The sequence below is a fragment of the Nocardia sp. NPDC051900 genome, assembly GCF_044452545.1.
Taxonomy (GTDB): domain Bacteria; phylum Actinomycetota; class Actinomycetes; order Mycobacteriales; family Mycobacteriaceae; genus Nocardia; species Nocardia sichangensis.
In genome coordinates this window covers 60,075-81,034 of sequence record NZ_JBITBU010000008.1, presented here as the reverse complement: position 1 = coordinate 81,034, position 20,960 = coordinate 60,075, and the positions used below count along the sequence as shown (strand labels likewise).

Annotated in this window: 22 protein-coding genes; 13 read left to right on the top strand and 9 right to left on the bottom strand. The window is 69.2% G+C overall.

Features of this window, described 5'->3' with window-relative positions; translation table 11 throughout:
• Positions 1 to 33: 33 nt before the first annotated feature.
• From ACIA5H_RS15175 to truB, 7 genes are all read left to right on the top strand, one after another.
• A complete protein-coding gene (locus tag ACIA5H_RS15175; protein WP_067810001.1) occupies positions 34 to 324 on the top strand; it encodes a DUF503 domain-containing protein in 291 nt (96 codons plus the stop codon).
• 88 nt (positions 325 to 412) lie between these two features.
• The gene (rbfA, locus tag ACIA5H_RS15170) at positions 413 to 856 is read left to right on the top strand and encodes a 30S ribosome-binding factor RbfA (RefSeq protein WP_379251376.1); all 444 of its coding nucleotides are present in this window, start codon (positions 413 to 415) and stop codon (positions 854 to 856) included.
• A 13-nt stretch (positions 857 to 869) separates the two neighbouring features.
• Positions 870 to 1,871, top strand: coding sequence for a bifunctional oligoribonuclease/PAP phosphatase NrnA (locus ACIA5H_RS15165; RefSeq protein ID WP_379251374.1), 1,002 nt, complete (start codon positions 870 to 872; stop codon positions 1,869 to 1,871).
• A 448-nt stretch (positions 1,872 to 2,319) separates the two neighbouring features.
• Positions 2,320 to 3,669, top strand: a complete 1,350-nt coding sequence (locus ACIA5H_RS15160) for an MATE family efflux transporter (RefSeq protein ID WP_397076692.1) — start codon at positions 2,320 to 2,322, stop codon at positions 3,667 to 3,669.
• A gap of 58 nt (positions 3,670 to 3,727) precedes the next feature.
• Positions 3,728 to 4,687 (top strand): metallophosphoesterase, encoded by a 960-nt coding sequence (locus tag ACIA5H_RS15155; protein WP_356961411.1) that lies wholly within the window; start codon positions 3,728 to 3,730, stop codon positions 4,685 to 4,687.
• 57 nt (positions 4,688 to 4,744) lie between these two features.
• On the top strand, positions 4,745 to 5,413 hold the full coding sequence (gene npt / locus ACIA5H_RS15150; RefSeq protein ID WP_379251370.1) for a 4'-phosphopantetheinyl transferase Npt: 669 nt from the start codon (positions 4,745 to 4,747) through the stop codon (positions 5,411 to 5,413).
• Positions 5,413 to 6,312 carry a tRNA pseudouridine(55) synthase TruB gene (truB, locus tag ACIA5H_RS15145; protein ID WP_397076560.1) on the top strand — a complete coding sequence of 300 codons (900 nt, stop codon included), beginning with the start codon at positions 5,413 to 5,415 and terminating at the stop codon, positions 6,310 to 6,312. Before npt ends, truB begins: the two co-directional genes overlap by 1 nt.
• Before the next feature lie 224 nt (positions 6,313 to 6,536).
• On the opposite strand, the gene ACIA5H_RS15140 is transcribed toward truB, so the two are convergent.
• The 3 genes from ACIA5H_RS15140 to ACIA5H_RS15130 are packed head-to-tail and all read right to left on the bottom strand — an operon-like array spanning position 6,537 to position 8,675.
• The gene (locus ACIA5H_RS15140) at positions 6,537 to 7,202 is read right to left on the bottom strand and encodes a GntR family transcriptional regulator (RefSeq protein ID WP_355070104.1); all 666 of its coding nucleotides are present in this window, start codon (positions 7,200 to 7,202) and stop codon (positions 6,537 to 6,539) included.
• Complete coding sequence (locus ACIA5H_RS15135) at positions 7,189 to 7,920, bottom strand: maleate cis-trans isomerase (protein ID WP_355070106.1); 732 nt, start codon at positions 7,918 to 7,920, stop codon at positions 7,189 to 7,191. Before ACIA5H_RS15135 ends, ACIA5H_RS15140 begins: the two co-directional genes overlap by 14 nt.
• A 14-nt stretch (positions 7,921 to 7,934) precedes the next feature.
• Complete coding sequence (locus ACIA5H_RS15130; protein ID WP_356961417.1) at positions 7,935 to 8,675, bottom strand: Asp/Glu/hydantoin racemase; 741 nt, start codon at positions 8,673 to 8,675, stop codon at positions 7,935 to 7,937.
• Positions 8,676 to 8,761: 86 nt separating this feature from the next.
• Here ACIA5H_RS15130 and ACIA5H_RS15125 point away from each other — a divergent pair, with 86 nt between their 5' ends.
• Both ACIA5H_RS15125 and ACIA5H_RS15120 read left to right on the top strand, forming a co-directional pair.
• A complete protein-coding gene (locus tag ACIA5H_RS15125) occupies positions 8,762 to 9,727 on the top strand; it encodes a D-2-hydroxyacid dehydrogenase (protein WP_397076559.1) in 966 nt (321 codons plus the stop codon).
• A gap of 12 nt (positions 9,728 to 9,739) precedes the next feature.
• On the top strand, positions 9,740 to 11,140 hold the full coding sequence (locus ACIA5H_RS15120) for an amidase (protein WP_397076558.1): 1,401 nt from the start codon (positions 9,740 to 9,742) through the stop codon (positions 11,138 to 11,140).
• A 47-nt stretch (positions 11,141 to 11,187) separates the two neighbouring features.
• Here ACIA5H_RS15120 and ACIA5H_RS15115 read toward each other — a convergent pair whose 3' ends face one another.
• Together ACIA5H_RS15115 and ACIA5H_RS15110 are read right to left on the bottom strand one after the other, a co-directional pair.
• Positions 11,188 to 11,682 carry a DUF3830 family protein gene (locus tag ACIA5H_RS15115; RefSeq protein ID WP_397076557.1) on the bottom strand — a complete coding sequence of 165 codons (495 nt, stop codon included), beginning with the start codon at positions 11,680 to 11,682 and terminating at the stop codon, positions 11,188 to 11,190.
• 59 nt (positions 11,683 to 11,741) lie between these two features.
• The gene (locus ACIA5H_RS15110; protein WP_379251359.1) at positions 11,742 to 12,983 is read right to left on the bottom strand and encodes an aspartate aminotransferase family protein; all 1,242 of its coding nucleotides are present in this window, start codon (positions 12,981 to 12,983) and stop codon (positions 11,742 to 11,744) included.
• 134 nt (positions 12,984 to 13,117) lie between these two features.
• Between ACIA5H_RS15110 and ACIA5H_RS15105 the strand changes: the two genes are divergently transcribed.
• Positions 13,118 to 14,590 (top strand): NAD-dependent succinate-semialdehyde dehydrogenase, encoded by a 1,473-nt coding sequence (locus ACIA5H_RS15105; protein WP_379251357.1) that lies wholly within the window; start codon positions 13,118 to 13,120, stop codon positions 14,588 to 14,590.
• Positions 14,591 to 14,600: 10 nt separating this feature from the next.
• Positions 14,601 to 15,683 carry a tartrate dehydrogenase gene (locus ACIA5H_RS15100; RefSeq protein WP_379251355.1) on the top strand — a complete coding sequence of 361 codons (1,083 nt, stop codon included), beginning with the start codon at positions 14,601 to 14,603 and terminating at the stop codon, positions 15,681 to 15,683.
• A gap of 289 nt (positions 15,684 to 15,972) precedes the next feature.
• On the opposite strand, the gene ACIA5H_RS15095 is transcribed toward ACIA5H_RS15100, so the two are convergent.
• From ACIA5H_RS15095 to ACIA5H_RS15080, 4 genes are all read right to left on the bottom strand, one after another.
• Complete coding sequence (locus ACIA5H_RS15095) at positions 15,973 to 16,641, bottom strand: metal-dependent transcriptional regulator (RefSeq protein ID WP_355071001.1); 669 nt, start codon at positions 16,639 to 16,641, stop codon at positions 15,973 to 15,975.
• Between the two features lie 223 nt (positions 16,642 to 16,864).
• A complete protein-coding gene (locus tag ACIA5H_RS15090) occupies positions 16,865 to 17,272 on the bottom strand; it encodes a hypothetical protein (RefSeq protein WP_379251353.1) in 408 nt (135 codons plus the stop codon).
• A complete protein-coding gene (locus tag ACIA5H_RS15085; RefSeq protein WP_379251352.1) occupies positions 17,269 to 18,456 on the bottom strand; it encodes a PLP-dependent aminotransferase family protein in 1,188 nt (395 codons plus the stop codon). The genes ACIA5H_RS15090 and ACIA5H_RS15085 overlap by 4 nt, the downstream gene beginning before the upstream one ends.
• A 1-nt stretch (position 18,457) precedes the next feature.
• Positions 18,458 to 18,913: a cupin domain-containing protein gene (locus ACIA5H_RS15080; RefSeq protein ID WP_397076556.1), complete on the bottom strand. Its 456-nt coding sequence runs from the start codon at positions 18,911 to 18,913 to the stop codon at positions 18,458 to 18,460.
• A 427-nt stretch (positions 18,914 to 19,340) separates the two neighbouring features.
• Here ACIA5H_RS15080 and ACIA5H_RS15075 point away from each other — a divergent pair, with 427 nt between their 5' ends.
• Together ACIA5H_RS15075 and rpsO are read left to right on the top strand one after the other, a co-directional pair.
• Positions 19,341 to 20,312 (top strand): bifunctional riboflavin kinase/FAD synthetase, encoded by a 972-nt coding sequence (locus tag ACIA5H_RS15075; protein WP_355070128.1) that lies wholly within the window; start codon positions 19,341 to 19,343, stop codon positions 20,310 to 20,312.
• A 227-nt stretch (positions 20,313 to 20,539) separates the two neighbouring features.
• A complete protein-coding gene (gene rpsO, locus ACIA5H_RS15070) occupies positions 20,540 to 20,809 on the top strand; it encodes a 30S ribosomal protein S15 (protein WP_039799352.1) in 270 nt (89 codons plus the stop codon).
• Positions 20,810 to 20,960 lie beyond the last annotated feature (151 nt).

Genomic DNA, 20,960 nt, shown 5'->3' with positions numbered 1-20,960 from the left:
CCCCGCGGGTCTTCCTGACTGGGGAGGGTGTGGGTGTACCTGGGTGCACTGGAGTTCGACCTGCTGCTCGGCGATGTGCATTCACTGAAACAGAAGCGCTCGGTGATCCGGCCGATCCTGGCCGAATTGCAGCGTTTCGGTGTGAGTGCCGCCGAAGGCGGGGAACACGATCTATACCGTCGTTCGCTGCTGGGCGTGGCCATGGTCAGTGCGGGCATGGATCATCTGACCGAGGTGCTGGACAAATGTGAACGGCACGTCGCGGCCCGTCCGGAGTTACAGTTGCTGGCGGTGCGCCGCCGAATCTTCGGGCCCGAGGACTGACCGCGGCGCAGCGACGGAGCTCGGGTGGCGGCCGCGAGCCACGCTCCGACCGCCATCGAACAGAGTTGATAGTGAGGAGGAAACGGCCATGGTGGATCAAGCCAGGGCACGCCGACTCGCCAAGCGGATCTCCTCGATCGTCGCGACCGCGATCGAATACGAGGTGAAGGACCCGCGGCTGCGTTTCGTGACCGTGACCGACGCCAAGGTCACCGGCGATCTCCGGGAGGCGACGGTGTACTACACCGTGATGGGTGAAACCCTAGACGCCGAACCGGATTACGACGGTGCGGCGGCCGGACTGGAGAAGGCCAAGGGAGTTCTGCGCTCCAAGGTGGGCGCGGGTACCGGGGTGAAGTTCACCCCGACGCTGGCATTCGTACTGGACACCGTGCCCGACGCGGCACGGCAGATGGAGGAACTGCTCGCCAGGGCGCGGGCCGCGGACGACGAGGTCGCCAAGGTGGCCGCCACCGCCAGGCCCGCGGGCGACGCCGACCCCTACAAGGTCGAACGCGACGCCGACGAGTGACATGCGGTAGTCGATGACGACGATGCGAGAAACGGCCGGCTTGGACACGGCCGTGGCGGCGCTCGACGCCGCGCGCTCGGTGACCATCGTCTGCCATGTGCAGCCCGATGCGGACACCATAGGAAGTGGTCTGGCGCTGGCGCTGGTGCTGCACCGGCGCGGCGTCCCGGTGCAGGTGTCGTTCGCCGAGCCCGCGGAATTGCCCGTATCCATGCGGTCGCTGCCCGGCGTACGGCACCTGGTGGCGCCCGCCGAAGTGCGCGCCGAGGTCGACCTGCTGGTCGCGGTCGACTGCGGCAGCGCGGGCAGGCTCGGTGCGCTCGTCGACCGATTGTCCGGTGCCGCAACGACACTGGTGATCGATCACCATCGGTCGAACACGCGGTTCGGAGCGATCAACGTGGTCGATCCCGCCGCGGAGTCCACCACGAGCCTGATCGCGCGACTGCTCGACGCGTGGGGTGTGCCGATCGATGCGGACGTGGCGCATTGCCTGTACGCCGGTCTGGTCACCGACACGGGTTCGTTCCGGTGGGTGCGGCCGGGTACCCACGAACTGGCGGAGCGGCTGCTGGCCACGGGAATCGACGGCGCGCATATCGCCCGCACCTTGATGGACACGCACCCGTTCGGATGGCTGCCCATGTTGGCGCGGGTGCTCGGGACGGCGCAGCTCGTCCCGGAGGCGCGCGGCGGCGTCGGATTGGTGTACGCGTTCGTGCGGCGCGACGACATCGACGACGTGCGTTCGGAGGAAGTCGAGAGCGTCATAGATATCGTGCGCACGACCGCCGAAGCGGGAATCGCCGCGGTGTTCAAGCAATCTCGTGTGGTGCCGGATCGGTGGACGGTATCGCTGCGCTCACGGGACAGCGGAGCGTGTGCGGGCGACGGGGTGGACGTCGCAGAGGTGGCCACGACACTGGGTGGTGGTGGGCATCGCTTCGCGGCCGGGTATACCGCACACGGCGCGCCCGAGGACCTGATCGGCGCGCTGCTGACCGCGCTCGGATGACCGTGTTCGATCCTCGGCGAATGCCGGGTCGGCTCTCATCAAAACGTCCCGACCCGACGGGTTTTCGAGTGCTGAGGCCGAATTCGTCGCCCGGACGAGTCCGCGGATCGACCGGGGCGGTGTGCGGATGCGGCGCGCTCCTGGCATGTGCGGGGCGCCCCGCGTTCGCGCCCGGTGCCCTGCGGGCGCTTGCCTGTCGAGTGGCGCGGGAAGTCGAGCCGGTTCGCCCGCCTCGCCATCCGAACCCGGTTCGGCGTCGTGCCACACGTCCGGAATCACCGGTGATGCGACCCTCTCCGCGACCGGAGCCGGACGCCGCCGAGTTTGTCGGTGGGCCGTGCCAAGGTGGGAGCCGGATCGCAACGACGGTGGTCTCGGAGGACGACATGCGGGGGAGGTGTTCGTGAGCGCGCAGGGTTCCAGTGGGGCGGATATCGGTGACCAGGTCCTGCGCGCGAGCGAGCCGGAAACCGTCGACCGGGCCGCCGCCGCCGGGCCCAAGCGCATTCTCGGCCTGGCGTTGCCCACCCTCGGTGTGCTGGTCGCCGAACCGATCTACCTATTGTTCGACCTGGCCGTGGTCGGCAGGCTCGGCGCGCTCGCGCTGGCCGGGCTCGCCGTGGGCGGGTTGATCCTGGCGCAGACGAGTTCGCAGCTGACCTTCCTGTCCTATGGCACCACCGCGCGCTCGGCGCGCCGTCACGGCGCGGGCGACCATCAAGGAGCCGTCGCCGAGGGCGTGCAGGCCACGTGGATCGCGGTGGCCGTCGGCGTCGCGATCCTGCTGCTGGTCCAAGCGTTCGCCGTGCCGGTGACCAGCGCCATCGCGGGCGGTGGGGACATCGCGGCGCAGGCGCTGGACTGGGTGCGGATCGCGCTGTTCGGCGTGCCGCTGATCCTGATCTCCATGGCGGGGAACGGGTGGCTGCGCGGCGTCCAGGAGACGCGCGGGCCGTTGGTCTACGTCGTCGCCGGACTCGGGGTGTCGGCGGTGCTCTGCCCGGCGCTGGTGCACGGACTGTTCGGCGCGCCGCACCTGGGTCTGCCGGGCTCGGCCGTGGCGAACGTGGCGGGTCAGATCGTCACCGCGGTCCTGTTCCTGAACGCGCTGATCCGCGAGGAGGTTTCCCTCGCCCCGCACTGGTCGGTGATGCGTGCCCAGCTCGTCCTCGGACGCGACCTGATCGTCCGCAGTTTCGCCTTCCAGGCGTGCTTCGTCTCGGCGGCGGCCGTCGCCGCGCGTTTCGGCGCCGCGTCGGTGGCGGCCCACCAGTTGGTGCTGCAACTGTGGAATTTCCTGGCGCTCGCCCTGGACGCGCTGGCCATCGCCGCGCAGACGCTCACGGGCGCGGCTCTGGGCGCGGGTGATGCCACCGGCGCCCGAGGGATCGCCCGGCGCGTGACCCGCTGGTCGGAGATCTTCAGCCTCGGGCTCGCCGGCTGCTTCGCGGCGGGGGCGGTGGCGATCCCCGCGCTGTTCACCGATGACCCGGACGTGCTGGAGCGCGCGCACGTGGTGTGGTGGTTCTTCGTCGCGCTCATTCCGGTGGCGGGCATCGTCTTCGCGCTCGACGGCGTCCTGCTCGGAGCCGGTGACGCGGCCTATCTGCGCACCACCACGCTCGGCGCGGCCCTGCTCGGCTTCCTGCCCGCTATCTGGTTGTCGCTGGCCTTCGACTGGGGCGTCGCCGGAATCTGGTCCGGCCTCGCCGCGTTCATGCTGTTGCGGCTGATCGCCGTCGCGGGGCGGGCGCTGTCGGGCCGGTGGACCCTGGTCGGCGCCGAAGTGCCGAGGTGAGCGACACCCGGCTCGGCCGGTGCGCGCGAATCCGAAACGATGTGCCAAGGTAGGTGTGGTGATACCCAAGTTGATGGCGGTGAGCGACATTCATGTCGGGCACCAGGGGAATCGGCCGGTCGTCGAGCAGATCAAGGCGGACTCGCCGGAGGACTGGCTCATCGTGGCCGGCGACGTGGGGGAGAAGACCGAGGACATCCGGTGGGCGCTGGAGCTGCTGCGCCGCCGGTTCGCCAAGGTGATCTGGGTGCCGGGCAATCACGAGCTGTGGACGACGGCCAAGGACCCGGTGCAGATGGTCGGGGTGGCACGCTACGACTACCTGGTGTCGATCTGCCGCGACCTGGATGTGTTGACGCCGGAGGATCCGTTTCCGGTGTGGCAGGGCGCGGGCGCGGAAGAACACGGCGGAGCGGTCACGCTGGTTCCGATGTTCCTGTTGTACGACTACTCGTTCCTGCCGGAAGGAGCCACCACCAAAGCGGAGGGTCTGGCGATCGCGCGTGAGCGCAACGTGGTTGCCACCGACGAATTCCTGCTCTCGCCGGATCCGTACCTGACCAGGGACGCGTGGTGCCACGCCCGGGTGCAGGTGACCAAGCGCAAGCTCGACGCGCTCGCCCCGGGCACCCCGATCGTCCTGATCAACCACTTCCCGCTGGTGCGGCAGCCGACCGACGTGCTGTTCTACCCGGAGTTCGCGCTGTGGTGCGGCACCGAACTCACCGCGGACTGGCACACCCGTTACAACGTGGTCTGCTCGGTCTACGGTCACCTGCACATCCCGCGGACCTCGCACTACGACGGCGTCCGATTCGAGGAGGTCTCGCTCGGCTACCCGCGCGAGTGGCAGCGCCGTGGCCTGCCCGAGCGATTGCTGCGCCAGATCCTGCCGACCCCGCAGTATCCGCCGGGCACGCTGAACAAGTGGGGCGGACACTTCCAGGTGACTCCCGAGATGGAAGCCGCCGCCGCGGAGATGCGCAGCAAAGCGCAGCAGCGGCGCGGGCTGGCGTAGTCCCACGCACATGGCGCTGCGATCCCACCCGGTGCGGCTCGACTACGCTCGTCGGTGATGATCGAGAACATTCTGCCCGCGGGTGTGGCCTCGGCCGAGTTGCTGGCGTACCCGGAGGATCTGCGGCCGCATCCGGCGGAGGAGCATCTCATCGCCAAGTCGGTGGAGAAGCGGCGCCGTGACTTCATCGGCGCGCGGCATTGCGCCCGCCTTGCGCTCACGCAACTCGGTGAGCAGCCGGTCGCGATCGGCAAGGGCGAGCGCGGCGCTCCGGTGTGGCCGCGCGGAATCGTCGGCAGCCTGACCCACTGCGACGGCTACCAGGCCGCCGCGCTCGGTCACAAACTGCGGTTCCGTTCCATCGGCATCGACGCCGAGCCGCACGCCACCCTGCCGGACGGCGTACTGGACTCGGTCAGTCTGCCGCCGGAGCGGGAATGGCTGAAGACCACCGAGTCCGAATTGCACCTGGACCGGTTGCTGTTCTGCGCCAAAGAGGCCACCTATAAGGCGTGGTTCCCGCTGACGCTGCGCTGGCTCGGCTTCGAGGACGCGCACATCACGTTCGAGATCGAGGACAGCTCCGCCGCTTCCGGGCGCGGCAGTTTCCATACCGAACTGCTGGTGCCGGGGCAGACCACCGACGGCGGCACGCCGCTGCTCGCGTTCGACGGTCGTTGGCTGATCACCGACGGGTACATCCTGACCGCGATCGCGCACGTCTGATGGACGGACTCGGCGGGCTGCTCGTCATCGACAAGGCCGGTGGCTGGACCAGTCACGACGTCGTCGCGAAGTGCCGGAAGCTGCTGCGCACCAAGAAGATCGGCCACGCGGGCACGCTCGATCCGATGGCGACCGGTGTGCTGGTGCTCGGCGTGGAACGCGCGACCAAACTGCTCGGCCTGCTCACCCTGACCACCAAGGCGTACACCGCGACCATCCGGCTGGGGCAGGCGACCAGCACCGACGACGCCGAGGGCGAGGTGCTGGCCACGACACCGGCCGGTCACCTCGCCGACGCCGACATCGCCACGCGCACAGCCGAACTGACCGGGAACATCGAGCAGGTGCCCGCCACCGTCAGCGCGATCAAGGTGAACGGCGAACGTGCCTATGCCCGCCACCGTGCGGGCGAGGACGTGCAGTTGGCCGCCCGCCCGGTCACGGTGTCGCGGTTCGACGTGCTCGCGCGGCGCGAGGTCGGCGATTTCGTCGACCTGGACGTGGTGGTCGAATGCTCCTCGGGTACCTACGTGCGCGCGCTGGCCAGAGACCTGGGCGCCGGGCTCGGCGTCGGCGGCCACTTGACCGTGTTGCGCCGCACCAGCGTCGGGCCGTTCACGCTCGAGCATGCACGCACCTTGGACGATCTGGCCGCCGCCGCTGAGTCCGGCGTGCCGCCACTGAGCCTCGATATCGATGCCGCGGTGCGAACGGCGTTCCCGCGCCGCGACATCGATGACAAGCAGGCTGACGATCTGCGCAACGGACGCTGGCTCGCTCCGGCCGGAATGCCCGGCGTCTACGCCGCCATCGATCCGGAAGGCCGCGCTATCGCCCTGCTCCGGGAATCCGGTAATCGCGCGTCCTCGGTGATGGTCGTCCGCCCCGCCAATCTCTGATCCCGGGCGATAGTGGTTGACCACCTCGCGGCGCTTGCTCGGCACTGTGCAATGCTCGCACCTGCCCGTGCCGCAGGATTCGAGCCTCGTCTGCTGATTTCCGTGACCGGCTCCGGCCCGCCGCGGGCGTTCATCACATAAATACCGCCGCAAGGAAATTCGCGCAGTGTGGGAAAGTCGGCTGCGGCGGCAGTGGCCGGGTAGCGGTCGCGGTGAGTCGGCGTTCAGGAGCCGATCTGGTGCCGGAGGCGTTGCACGGCGTCGTCCATGTGCTCGACGAGCAGAGCGCGGGCGCGTGCCGGGTCGCCCGCGCCGATCGCGTCGCGCAGGCCGATGTGTTCGCGGGACTGTTCCCGCAGGTCCGGATAGGTCGTCTGCAAGGCGCCCAAGCACATGCGCGTCTCGATCAGCAAGGTGCGAGCCGCGCGTACCAGCCGCGGACTGGCCGCACTCTCCACCAGCGCCTCGTGGAAGGCCTGGTCGGCCTCCGACACGCCGACCGCGTCGCCGCGTTCGGCGCACGCGATCATCTCCTCGACGCTGGGACCGAGCGCCTCGTAGGCGATGGGGCGGCGACCGTCCAGGATCAGCTCCAGTGCGCCGCCCTCCAGTGCCGTCCTGGCCCGGTAGATGTCGACGACGTCGTCGAGGCTCAATTCGATGACGAAGATGCCGCGGTGGCGGATGCTGCGCAGCAGACCCTCGGACACCAAGCGCTGCATCGCCTCGCGCACCGGCCCGCGCGAGACCGCGAACCGCGCCGCGAGGTCGGCCTCGCCGAGCTGCGACCCTGGCGCGAGACTGCCGCGCATGATCGCCTCGCGGAGCCGATCTGCGATCATCTCCGCGGTCGACTGCCGGTTCACCGGCTCGAAATCAACGACGGACATCGATCTGCCTTTCCGCGAACAAGGTCCCGAATCCGGGAACGACCGGCTCGGCGCCGGCCAGCCGCAGCCCTGCCCAGATCGTGACCTGGTTGGCCGTCAGCACCGGTTTGCCCAGCGTAGCCTCCAGGTCCGGCAGCACCGCCACGGTGTGCATCGCGGTGTCGGGGATGAGCAGCGCCTCCGCGTCGGGATGGTCGTTGTCCGCCGCCAGCCGCAGCACCTGGGCCGGGGTGAGGGTGCCGACCTCGGCGGCGGTGTCGATCCCCGCGCTGGACATCGAGACGACGTCGATGCGCGCGTCGGCGAGGAACTCCACGAACAGCCGGGCGACCTCGTCGGGATAGCTGGCGGCGACCGCGACGGTGCGCAGTCCCAGCGTGTGCACGGCGTCGGCGAACGCGATGCTGGTGCTGGTCGCCGGGACGCCCGCGACCTCGGCCAGCGCGCGCACCTGATCGCGCGCGCCCTCGGGTCCGTAGACGAAACTGCCCGACGTGCAGGCCCAGACGATCGCGTCGGGGCGGTGCCGGGCGAGCAGCGAGGCGCCGAGGCGCAATTTCTCCGGGCTGCCCAGTTCGAGCAGTTCGGGGACGGCGTGCAGATCGGTGCCGTAGATGTGGGCCACCGGAAGGTGCGCGCCGAGCGCTGCCGCCGCGAGCGGGTAGTCGTCCTCGGCCGCGTGGTCGGGGTAGATGAAACCGACGGTGGGTGCGTGCATGTGATGTTCTTCCTTCAGAAAACGTTGAGCAGCCACTTGCCCGGGCCCATCATCGGGAGCTTCATCCGGCCGAGACATGCCCACATGGTGAGTTGGTTGGCGGTGAGCACCGGCTTGCCGAGGGCTTTCTCCAGCGGCTCGATCACGTCGTACGTGGGCAGGTTGGTACAGCTGACGAAGACGGCCTGGGCCTCGGGGTCGTCGGCGCCGACGATGCGTTCGGCGATCGTGCGATAGCTGACCTTCCAGATGCCGCCGCCGAGCCCGAGGTGATCGGAGCGCACCACCGTGCACCCGGCTTCGGCGAGGAACTCGTGCAGCCGGTGGGTGAGGATCTCGTCGTACGGGGTCAGTACCGAGATCCGGGTGAGGTCCAGATGGCGGATCGCTTCGAGCAACGCGCCCGAGGTGGTGACCGCGTCCAGCGCCCCGGCACGGCAGATGGTGTCGCGCAACGACTTCTCGTAGGCGAGGCCTTTGATGAAACTGCCCGATGTGCACAGGTAGGCCACGACTTCGGGTTCCACGTGCAGGACGTTGCGGGTGGCCGCGGTGAGATGCGCCGCGTCGGAGACCAATTCGGCCATCTCCAGCGACACCGGAACCGGTTCGTAGGGGGTACGGGCCAGGTGCAGACTCACCTCCAGAGGCGCCCAGCGCCAGAGCTCCCGTTCGAGGGCGAGGTCGAACGGTGCGATGATCCCGATACCCCGTTGTGCAACGGGCCCTTCGAGGTCGGGAAAGCTCAAATCCACTACGGCCCCTCTCGCGCTCAGCCGGGACGACCTCCGAACACGATCGGATTGTTGACAATCATACGATGTGATCTTAGTGTGTCAATGTGGAACAGGGCCCGATTGTCGTCGTCCTGCACAGTGACAGTGTGCCCGACGACGAACGAATGGACCGATTAGCAGGCCGCGCCACCATCCGGTACACCGAGGCGCCCGGGTTGGCGAACGCCCTGCGCGGAGCGGAGATCTTGTTCGTCTACGACTTTCGCACCCGGGCGCTGCCCGGCGCCTGGCATGCCGCCGACCGGCTGCGCTGGGTGCACATGGGATCCACCGGCGTCGATCCGGCGATGTTTCCCGAACTGCGGGCCAGTGACGTGGTCGTGACCAACACCAGAGGCGTCTTCGACGCCGCGATCGCCGAGTACGTGCTCGGGCAGATTCTCGGTTTCGCCAAGGACCTGTCCGGTTCGTTGCTGCTGCAACAACGGCACGAGTGGCGGCATCGGGAATCCGAACGGGTCGCGGGGTCGACGGCGCTGATCGTGGGCACCGGCTCGATCGGGCGTCATATCGCCCGATTGCTGCGCGCGGTCGGCATGACCGTGCGCGCCGTCGGCAGGCGGGAGCGCGCGGCGGACCCGGATTTCGGCGAGGTCACCACCGATCTGCACGCCGAACTGGCCCGCGCCGATTACGTCGTCGCGATCGCTCCGCTCACCGAGCGGACCAGGAACATGTTCGACGCCGCCGCTTTCGCCGCGATGAAGCCGCACGCCAGGTTTGTCAACGTCGGCCGCGGGGAACTCGTTGTGACCGACGATCTCGTCGCCGCGCTGCGCACCGGATCGATCGCCGCGGCGGCGCTCGATGTGGTGGACCCCGAGCCGCTCCCCGCCGATCACCCCCTGTGGGAACTGCCGAACGTCCGGATCACCCCGCACAACTCCGGTGACTTCATCGGATGGCGCACCGAGATCGTCGACGCGTTCACCGAGAACTTCGACAACTGGATCGCCGGACGTCCGCTGGACAACGTGGTCGACAAAAGGCTGGGGTACGTGCCCGGCTGAAGGAGCCCATCCATGAGCTACCCCGACAAGAACCAACCCACCGACCCGACCGCCATGACCGCGGTCGAACTGGTCTCGGCCTACGCGGCGGGCGCGCTGTCGCCCGTCGAGGCGACCGAGGCGATCCTGCGCGCGATCGCCGATCGCGACGGCGCGCTCAACGCCTTCTGCCTGGTCGATCCCGATCGCGCGCTGGTGCAGGCGAAGGACTCCGAGGCGCGCTGGCAGTCCGGTCATGCCAGAGGGCTGCTCGACGGCGTGCCGATCTCGATCAAGGACGTCTTCCTGACCGAGGGCTGGCCCACCCGGCGCGGCTCCACATCCATCGACCCGGCGGGACCATGGCTGGTGGACAGTCCGGTGGCCGCGCGGCTGCGCGAGGACGGCATGGTCTTCCTCGGCAAGACCACCACCCCGGAGATCGCGTGGAAGGCGGTGACCGACAGTCCGCTGGCGGGTGTCACGAGGAATCCGGCCGACCCGTCCACCACCGCGGGCGGCTCCTCCGGCGGCAGCGCCGCGGCCGTCGCCGCGGGCATGGGCCCGGTGTCGGTGGGCACGGACGGCGGTGGCAGCGTGCGCATTCCGGCCGCCTTCTGCGGCATCGTCGGCTTCAAGCCCACCTACGGCCGGATTCCGCTGTTCCCGGCCAGCCCGTTCGGTCCGCTGGCGCATGCGGGACCGATGACGCGCACCGTCGAGGACGCGGCGCTGCTGATGGACATCCTGTCGCTACCGGATCCGCGAGACCCCACCGCGCTGGCTCCCACGCTCGCCGCCTTCCGCGCCGAAATGCAACGCGACGTGCGGGGATTGCGCGTGGCGTACTCACCTGCGCTCGGCTACGCCACGGTCGACCCCGAGGTCGCCGCGATCGTGGAAGCGGCGGTGACCCGGCTGGCCGACGCCGAACTCCGGGTGAGCGCCGCCGATCCCGGATTCGCCGATCCGCGCGAGGCGTTCGAGCTGCTGTGGGCGGCCGGCGCGGCCACCATGCTGTCCGGGTACCCGGAAGGTACGCGCGAACGGGTGGATCCCGGCCTGCGCGCGGTCTGGGAGCGCGGTGAAACCGTCACCGCCGTCGAGTATCTCGACGCGCGTAACGTCGCGGCCCAGATCGGTATCACCATGGGCGCCTTCCACAACGACTACGACATCCTGATCACTCCGACGGTGCCGATTCCCGCGTTCGAAGCGGGACACGACGTGCCACCGGGCAGCGGCCTGCGCAGCTGGCCCGAATGGACGCCGTTCACCTACCCGTTCAACATGACCCAGCAACCCGCGATCAGTATCCCGGCGGGCACGACTCGCGCGGGTCTACCGGTCGGGATGCAGATCATCGGCCCACGCCACTCCGACGATCTGATTCTCGCGGTAGCCCGCTACGCCGAATTCGTGCTGGCTTCCTGAAAGCGAATGGCCCCGCGGAAGACCGCGGGGCCACTCGTCGCCGTCGCTCAGCCGCGGGCGAAGGCGAGCGTCTCGCCCTGCACACCGTGCAACCACAGCGTGTTGCAGGCCGCGGCCATCTCGGCGAGCCCATCCTCGATGGTGGCGAACACATTGCCCGGCACCCACCCGAGGTCGCCGTTGATCAGCAGATTGTTGCGGCCGTAGAACAGCGCGAGATCGGTCGCCCCGCGCTCGTGCTCGGCCGCGGAACCGGGCTCGTAGCCGTAGGCCGGATTGCCGATCTCCCACGGCTCGAAGTCGAACAGGCACACATCGCCGGGGATGGGCGTGACCGTCGGATTCTCCCGATGCGGGGCCGCGCCGATGCGCGGGAGCAGGGTGTACACCTCGTTGCGGGCGTACTTGGCGTGGAAGGCGTCGCCTTCCAGCGGCAGCGCGTTCCACACCGCGGCGCAGGTCTGCGGCGCTTCCTCGTCCAGCAAACGGGCGCGGCAGGTCACCGCGGCTTTGGTGAGCGTGATGGTGATGTAGCGGGCCATGCGGTCCTGCTTCCTGATCGGGCCCGCCGGGCGGGCACTGCGGACGGGTGGGGTGCGCGCTACAACTCGGCGAGCACCTCGGACCAGATCGCCAGAGCGTCCTCGATCTGAGTATCGGTCACGATCAGCGGCGGAATCATCCGCACCACGTTCATGTGCGCGCCGCAGGTCAACAGCAGCAGTCCCTTGTCCACCGCCGCGCGCTGGGCGGCCGCGGCGGTGGCCGTGTCGGGCTCGCCGGTGGCCGTGGTGAACTCGGCGCCCACGAGCAGTCCGAGGCCGCGGACGTCGCCGATCGCCTTGGTGGCGCTCTCGCGCATACCGCGCAGCAGTTGCGCCCCTCGGGCGGCCGCGTTGTCCACCAGCCCTTCGGATTCGATCACGTCGAGCGTGGCGATCGCCGCCGCGCACGCCACCGCGTTGCCACCGTAGGTGCCGCCCTGCGAACCCGGCCACGCCCGCGCCATCAGTTCGCGCGGCGCCGCGATGCCGGACAGGGGAAAGCCGCTCGCCAGGCCCTTGGCGATGGTGATCACGTCGGGCCGGACACCGAAGTGCTGATGCCCGAAGAACTTCCCGGTGCGGCCGAAACCGGTCTGGATTTCGTCGAAGACGAGCAGGATGCCGTGCCGGTCGGCGCGTTCGCGCAGCCCGTGGAAGAACTCGGTGTTGCCGGGGACGTAACCGCCCTCACCGAGCACCGGCTCCACGATGAACGCGGCGGTCTCGGCGGGCGAGGTGAGGGTGGCGAACAAGTAGTCGAGTTCGCGCAGCGCGAAGGCGGTGGCCTCCCGCTCGCTCCAGCCATAGCGGTAGGCGGTGGGGAAGGGCGCGACGTGCACGCCCGGCATGAGCGGGCTGAACCCGGCCGAGAAACGGGTGCCCGAGGTGGTCATGGTCGCGGCGGCCACGGTGCGGCCGTGGAAACCGCCGTGGAAGACGACGACGTTCGGCCGCCCGGTGGCCTGGCGCGCCAGTCGCAGTGCGGCCTCGACCGCCTCACTGCCGGAGTTCGCGAAGAACAGCGTGTCCAGTCCTTCCGGAAGGACCGCGCCGAGCCGTTCGGTCAGCTCCAGCAGCGGCCGATGCAGCACGGTCGTGTACTGGCCGTGGATCAGCGAGGCCACCTGTGCCTGCGCGGCGGCGACCACCTTCGGGTGGCAGTGGCCGGTGCTGGTCACGCCGATGCCGGCGGTGAAGTCCAGGTAACGGCGTCCGTCGGTGCCGTAGAGATAGCACCCCGCGCCGTGGTCGACGGTCACCGGAGTGGCCTGTTTCAGGATGGGCGAGAGCTCGGTCATGGTGATTCGCCTCCGGATGCGGGCGGGATGGAGGGTAATTGTCTATTGTCGGATTGTCGACAATATGCATAACATGGCCGCACGGGTCGCAGCAATGGCCGGACGCTGCGCGCTGCCGAAAGGAGCCACCGACCATGCTCACCGAAAGCGCGCTGAGCGCGCCCGAACGCGCCGCGATCGACACGGTCCCGCGCGGCTTGTTCATCCAAGGGCAGTGGCGTGCGACGACCCGCACGCTGCCGGTCTTCGATCCGTCGACGGGTGAGCTGCTGTGCGAAGTAGCCGACGCGACCCCGGACGACGGTCGCGCGGCGCTGGACGCGGCGTGCGCGGCGCAGGCCGACTGGGCAGCCACCGCGCCGCGCGAGCGCAGTGATCTGCTGATGCGCGTGCATCGCGCGTTGCTGGCCGACACCGACCGGCTCGGGCTGATCGCGACCCTCGAAATGGGCAAGCCGCTGGCCGAGGCGCGCGGTGAGATCGCCTACGCCGCGGAGTTCTTCCGCTGGTTCGCCGAGGAAGCCGTCCGCCTGGACGGCGGGTACATGCCCGCGCCGACCGGCGGCTCGCGTTTCCTGGTGGCCCGGCAGCCGGTCGGTCCGAGCCTGCTCATCACGCCATGGAACTTTCCCGTCGCCATGGGCGCGCGCAAGATCGCGCCCGCGCTCGCCGCGGGCTGCACCTGCGTCGTGAAACCCGCGGAGCAGACGCCGCTTTCGATGCTGGCGCTGGCTCAGGTGCTGGCGGACGCCGGGTTGCCCGCCGGGGTGGTCAACGTCGTCACGACGGCGGATCCCGCCGCGGTGATGACTCCGCTGATCCTCGACGACCGCTCGCGCAAGCTGTCGTTCACTGGCTCGACGGCGGTCGGCAAGCAGTTGCTCGCGCAGTGCGCGCAGACGGTGATGCGCACCTCGATGGAACTGGGCGGCAACGCGCCGCTGCTGGTTTTCGACGACGCGGATCTCGACGAGGCGGTCGAGGGCGCGGTGGCGGCGAAGATGCGCAACATCGGTCAGGCGTGCACCGCCGCCAATCGGATTCTGGTTCAGCGCGGTGTCGCCGAGGTCTTCGCACGCAGGCTCGCCGAGCGGCTGGCGGCCCTGCCGATGGGCCGGGGCACCGAGCCGGACGTCGTGGTCGGCCCGCTGATCGATACCGAGGCCGTCGCCAAGGTGCAGCGCTTGGTCGACGACGCCCGCGCCCGTGGGGCCGGGGTGCTCACCGGAGGGGCGGCCTGGGACGGACCGGGCACTTTCTATCCCGCGACCGTCCTGGTCGACGTCCCCGACGACGCCGAGTTGTGCCACACCGAGATCTTCGGACCGGTCGCCGCGATCGGCGTCTTCGACACCGAGGACGAAGCCGTGCGCCGGGCCAACGACACTCCCTACGGGCTGGTGAGCTACGTGTTCACCGAGAATCTCCGGCGCGGACTGCGGGTGTGCGAGGCGCTGGAGACCGGGATGGTCGGACTCAACCAGGGCGTGGTGTCGAATCCGGCCGCGCCCTTCGGCGGCGTCAAGGAATCCGGGCTCGGACGCGAGGGCGGGCTGACCGGGATCGACGAATTCCTGGAGACCAAGTACATCGGAGTGCGACTGTGAAGGAGTGCCAGTGAGCGAGTACCGCATCGCCACCATCCCGGGTGACGGGATCGGAGTCGACGTCACCGCGGCGGCGGTACGTGTGCTCGACGCCGTGCTGCCCGGTCTGGCATGGACCGAATTCGACTGGTCGTGCGAGAACTACATGCGCACGGGCGCCATGATGCCGCCGGACGGCGCGCAGCGGCTCGCGGGCTTCGACGCGATCCTGCTGGGCGCTGTCGGCTTTCCCGGTGTGCCCGACCATGTTTCGCTGTGGGGCCTGCTGATCCCGCTGCGCCGCGCCTTCGGTCAGTACGTCAACCTGCGCCCGGTGCGCCTGCTGCCCGGCACGGAATCGGCACTGCGCGGCCGGACCGCCGACGATCTGGACATCCTCATCGTGCGGGAGAACTCCGAGGGCGAGTACTCACGGATCGGCGGCATCCACAACGAGGGCCGCCCCGACGAATTCGTGCTCCAGGAATCGGTGTTCACCCGCACCGGATGCGAGCGGATCATCCGCTACGCCTTCGAGCGGGCCGCCGAGCGATCCGGGCGATTGTGCTCGGCGACCAAGTCGAACGGGCTCATCCATTCGATGCCCTACTGGGACAGTGTGTTCGAACGCGTCGCAACCGAGTATCCCCAGGTGCGAACGCGGCAGATGCACGTCGACGCGCTGGCCGCCGAAATCGTGCTGCACCCGGACCGGCTGGACGTGATCGTAGGCTCGAACCTGTTCGGCGACATCCTCTCCGACCTCGCCGCCGCGGTGACCGGCGGGCTCGGCTTGGCGCCGTCGGGCAACGTCAACCCCGAGCGCACCGGCCCCTCGATGTTCGAGGCGGTGCACGGCAGCGCGCCCGACATCGCCGGTCAGGGCATCGCGAACCCCGTCGCGCAGGTCCTCGCGGGCGCGATGCTGCTGGATCATCTCGGCGAGTTCGCCGCGGCGGCCGCGGTGGACCGAGCGGTGTGCGACGTGCTCGCCGCGGGGGAGGTCCGCACCCCGGACCTCGGTGGCACCTCGACCACCGACGAACTGGGCGACGCCATCGCCACCCGCGCGGCCGAGTTGGTGCGTCCCGCCCTCAGGGCCGACCTGGGCTGAGTCCGCGGCTGGAACCGCCTCGGAAACCGGGGGTGTTCGGAAGCGGTCTGGGCGGGATCGTTTCGCCGTTTTCCGGGCACGGGCTTCGCGGTGGTCATCCATCCATCGCCGGGCTCGAGTCGTATGCGCCCGCGCGTGGCCGGCGGAGGGGCTGCGTGACCCCGGTCCTGCGCCATGCCGTTACCCGGTGCGGCACCGACGGCACGCCTGGCGGCGTCCGAGCCCGACGCTGCCCGCCGCACCCGCTACCGCCGGTTCGACGGGGTGGGCCTGATCTGTGGAGCCCCGGTCAGGCGGTGAGCCAGATGGCCTCGGCGGCGGGGCGCCCGAGGTCGGTCGGTGACTCGGTGGCGCCGATGCGGATGGCGATGGTGCCCGCGAAGTCACGGCGTTCGACGACGGCGATGGCGGTATCCAGGGCGATGCCGACGGAGTCGAAGTAGCGCAGCATGTCGGGATCGGCGTCGGAGATGCGCGCGACCCGGCCGGATTCACCGGCATGGAAGTCGCTGAGCTGGCGCGCGGGCGGGGTGGGCACCGCGCCGTCCACCGACGGGATCGGGTCGCCGTGCGGATCGCGATCGGGGTATCCGAGTTTGGCGTCGATCCGCGCCATCAGCAGCTCGGAGACCGCGTGCTCGAGCACCTCGGCTTCGTCGTGCACCTCGTCCCAGCCGTAGCCGAGCTCGTTCACCAGGAAGGTCTCGATGAGCCGATGCCTGCGCACCATCGCGACGGCGGCTCGGCGGCCCTCCGGGGTAAGGGCGATCGCGCCGTAGCGGGCGTGCTCGACCAACCCTTGGTCGGCGAGCTTGCGGACGGCTTCGGACACGGTCGAGGCCGATACGCCGATCCGTTCGGCGAGCAACTTGGTGGTCACCTTCTCCTGCGACCACTCCTGCGCGGTCCAGATGACCTTCAGATAGTCCTGGGCAACCGACGAGAGCACAGGCGCGATCGTCGCGGTACCGCCGTGCGCATCGCCCGGCGCCGGGGCGTCGGCCAACTCGCGTCGAGTGGCGATATCTCGTTTACCTGGCACATACCCGAGCTTAGGCACTGGCGAGCCGATACACACATCCCCGAGCTGTCGTCGGCCGATCGACAGCGAATCGCTATTCGCCGTTCACCCGCCCGGAAGAGGGCGGATCGGCGCCGTGCCGGGTGGGTCATACCGTTCTCTACAGATCCGGTGCGTTCCGATGATCGGCCACGCCATCGAATCGGCGACCGGCCAACCGGGCGGTCGCGGGCGCGCCGACCGGCTCGCCGGACAACTCGTAGAACGTCGCCGTGGCGCGTCCGGTGAACTCGTCGCCGGTCACGTCGAGTTCGAAGGCGACGATCCCTTTGCGGACTACGGCGGGGTCGGTGCGATCGACGGTGAACTCCAAGAAGGCGCCGGTAACCCGGTTGCCCGCGCCGTGCCAGGTGCCCATGCCGTTGCTGTCGCTCGTGGCGCGATTGCCGTGGTCGGGATTCGATTGCAGCATCGTGCCGCCAGGGTGGAACTGCATCACGTGGTAGCCGAACGGAGCGCCGTCGGCGCGAACCTCCCAGGTGCCGAGCACCGGATGCCGATCGCTCATGCCGTGTCCCCGCAGACGGCCGCAAGCGCGGCGATGCCGCGATCGATATCGTCGCGCGGCACGTTCGCGAAACTCAGCCGCATGGTATTGCGGTGCCCGGTGACGTCGTCGGCGTAGAACGCGCTGCCGGGCAGGAACGCGACTCCGTGCCGCAGTGCCCGCGCCAGCAGCGCGTCGGCATCGAAACCCGGCGGCCCCTCGACCCACAGGAACATCCCGCCCTCCGGCTCGACCCACCGGAACCCGGCCGGGAAATGCCGCTCGAGCGCGACCGTCAACGCGTCCAACTTGGCCGAATAGGCGTCGACGACATGAGCGAGGTGCGCGGCCCCGTCCGGACTGCCGAGAAATTCGGCCGCAATCGCCTGGCAGTACGTCGAGGTCTGCATGTCGATGCCCTGCTTCAACGCGAGCACGGTCCGTAGCAGATCCGGGGGCATAACGGTGATCCCGACGCGGATCGCAGGAGCGAGAGTTTTCGACAGGGACGTGATGTACACCGAGTTGTCCGGCGCGAAAGACGACAACGCGGGCGGTGCCACACCGCGATAGCGCAGGTCGGTGTAGACGTCGTCTTCGATGACCAGCGTGCCGTGGCGGACGACGATCTCGGCGATTCGTTCGCGCCGATCGACAGGCATAGTCCGGCCGGTCGGATTCTGGAAAGTCGGCAGTAGGTAGACGAACGCCGCGTCGTATCGAGCCAGGGCTTCTTCGAGCGCTTCCGGAAGGATGCCGAATTCGTCGGACGGCACCGCCACGACGGTCGCTCCGTGACTGCGGAATTCCTTGACCGCCGGACCGTAAGTGGGGGTTTCGACCAGAACCACGTCCTGCGGGTCGAGCAGCGCCAAACACACGTTGTGCAATGCGCCGGAGCCGCCGGTCGAGATATGCAGGCGATCGAGCGTGCACTGAACGTCGCGGCCGTGCAGAAGGTTTCGGGCTTCGTCCAACAGCGGAGCGAATCCCTGGGTCATGCCGTATTGGAGGACGGCGCTGCCGTATCTGCCGATGACCGTTTGCGCCAGCGTCGCCACGAGCTCGCTCGGCAGCAGAGCGGGATCGGGCGCTCCGACCGCGAAGGACACCACGTCGGGGCGGCCTGCCAGTGCCGCGAAGATATCGTCGATGGGACCGCTGGTCACCTCGGCCGCGCCGCGGCTGCGTTTGCCGACGGCCATGTCAGGCGCCCGCCGGCCCGCGCCGCCGCAGGCGGGCAACGGCTTCGGGCACGCGGGCGTCGTATTCCGGCGTCAGCACCACGTCGTCGTTGAACAGGGGATCGGTCCGCATTTCCACCGCGACCAGGTCCTCGGCATCGTCGAGGTTCACCGCCACGTGCACGACGCCGTCGGGGATGTAGATGAACTCACCGGGACCGTGGAAATAGGGCGTCAGTTCCGGGCCGATCAAGGTGGCCGCTCGCCCGCGCAGGCAAACGACGACGATCTCGCTGTGCGCGTGATAATGCGCTTTCGACATCGCTCCCGGGGCCATGTTGACCATGCCCGCCGAAATGCCGGTGGCGCCACAGGTTTCCGTGGTGATGCAAGGAATGAGGCGTTGTCGTTGCCGTCCGATTGTTTCGGCCGAATCGGACGGTTTGATCACACGCACGTGCTTGACTGCGCTTTTCATGGCTACTCCGGGGCATTCCGTCATCGACGAATTGGACGCTAGACCATTCCCGCTGCTGGTGAGACGAGCTTGCGGGCCCGTGGAAAACCCGGGGCATATCGGCGCTTTCGCGAATCCGTCCGGTTAGTTTCCGGTGCGCGAAGACTTCCGCGGCGATGTCGGCGACCCCGACGTAGCGGCCCCGCGGCGCGCCGTCGTGCGACGGCCACGGCGACCTGCCGGTTATCCCACCGCCGCGGTTGCGGCACGAGTCGTGCCGCGGTTCGGATGATCCGACCGGTTCGCGGCGCGGCCGCGCGGCGCGCGACCTGCGCGCGGGGCCCCGGCGCGGTTCGCACTTCCACGTCGGCTCACGGCCGCGCAACCGTTGTGTGAGATCAGCACGCCCGAATACTGTTCGCTACCTGATTTGCGTAGGCTGCGCACTGTGCAGAGATGGCGAAGTCTCGACGAGGTGCCCGCGGACTGGGGGCGCTGTGTCCTCACGATCGGTGTGTTCGACGGTGTGCACCGCGGCCACGCGCAGCTGATCAGCCGGGCCGTGAAGTCCGCCGCCGCGCGCGGCGTGCCCGCGGTGCTGATGACGTTCGATCCGCACCCGATGGAAGTGGTCCGCCCCGGGTCGCACCCCGCGCAATTGACCACCCTGACCCGCCGCGCCGAACTGGCCGAGGAACTGGGTGTCGACGTGTTCTGCGTCATGCCCTTCACCCAGGAGTTCATGAAGCTGACTCCGGCGAGCTATGTCCACGACCTGCTGGTGGAGCGGCTGCACGTGGTGGAGGTGGTGGTCGGCGACAACTTCACCTTCGGCAAGAAGGCCGCGGGCACGGTCGAGACCATGCGGGAGCTCGGCAAGCGATTCGGTTTCGAGGTCGACGGCGTGACGCTGCTCGCCGAACACGCCGTGACCTTCTCCTCGACTTATATCCGCTCGTGCGTCGACGCGGGGGACATGGCGGCCGCCGCCGAGGCGCTCGGGCGTCCGCACCGGGTGGAGGGCGTCGTCGTACACGGTGACGGCCGCGGCAAGCAACTCGGCTTCCCGACCGCGAACGTCGCGCCGCCGATGCACGCCGCCATTCCCGCCGACGGCGTGTACGCCGGGTGGTTCACCGTGCTCGGCCCCGGCCCCACCATCGGCACCGTCACCCCGGGCGAGCGGGCCATGGCCGCCGTCTCGGTGGGCACCAACCCGACCTTCTCCGGACGCGCCCGCACGGTGGAGGCGTACGTGCTCGACGGCGAGGCGGATCTCTACGGTCAGCACGTCGCGGTGGACTTCGTCGAGCACATCCGGGGCCAGCGCAAATTCGACTCGGTGGACGAGCTCATCGAGTGCATGGGCCGCGACGTGGAGACCGCGCGCAAAATCCTCACCGCCGTCGACGCCCGCTGAGCGTCGGGAATTCCGAACTCGAGCGGATCGCTGTAGCGGCGGGTCTCGTGCTCGATCAGCGCGGGCGAGCGTCGTTGCCCGGATGGGACTCGGTCGGCCCGCGATTTCGGCGGGAAGATCCCGGTCCGGTAGGGTGGTCCCTCGGGTTTGCTGCGGTCCGCGGTGGCGCCCGCACCCGGGTAACCGGACATTCGAGCGCGGAACTGAGAAATAGGAGTGGATGCCCCATGGCACTGACCACCGAGCAGAAGTCGGCGATTCTCGCCGAGTACGGCCTGCACGAGAAGGACACCGGTTCTCCGGAGGCGCAGATCGCGCTGCTGTCCAAGCGCATCGCCGACATCACCGAGCACCTGAAGAAGCACAAGCACGACCACCACACCCGTCACGGCCTGATGGCCCTGATCGGTCGTCGCAAGCGGCTGTCGAAGTACCTGCAGGACAACGACATCAACCGCTACCGTTCGCTGATCGAACGGCTCGGGCTCAGGCGCTGATTTCCAGCGCCTGCGGCGCGGGGTGTTCGCGGCCCCTTCATGGCTCGCGTCCGAGCGGCCACTGCTGGCGACTTCGTCGCGGACGCAGCGGCCACTCGGACGCGAACCGGGCCGCGAACGGCGGATGCTCGGTCTCGCTTCGCTCGGAAGA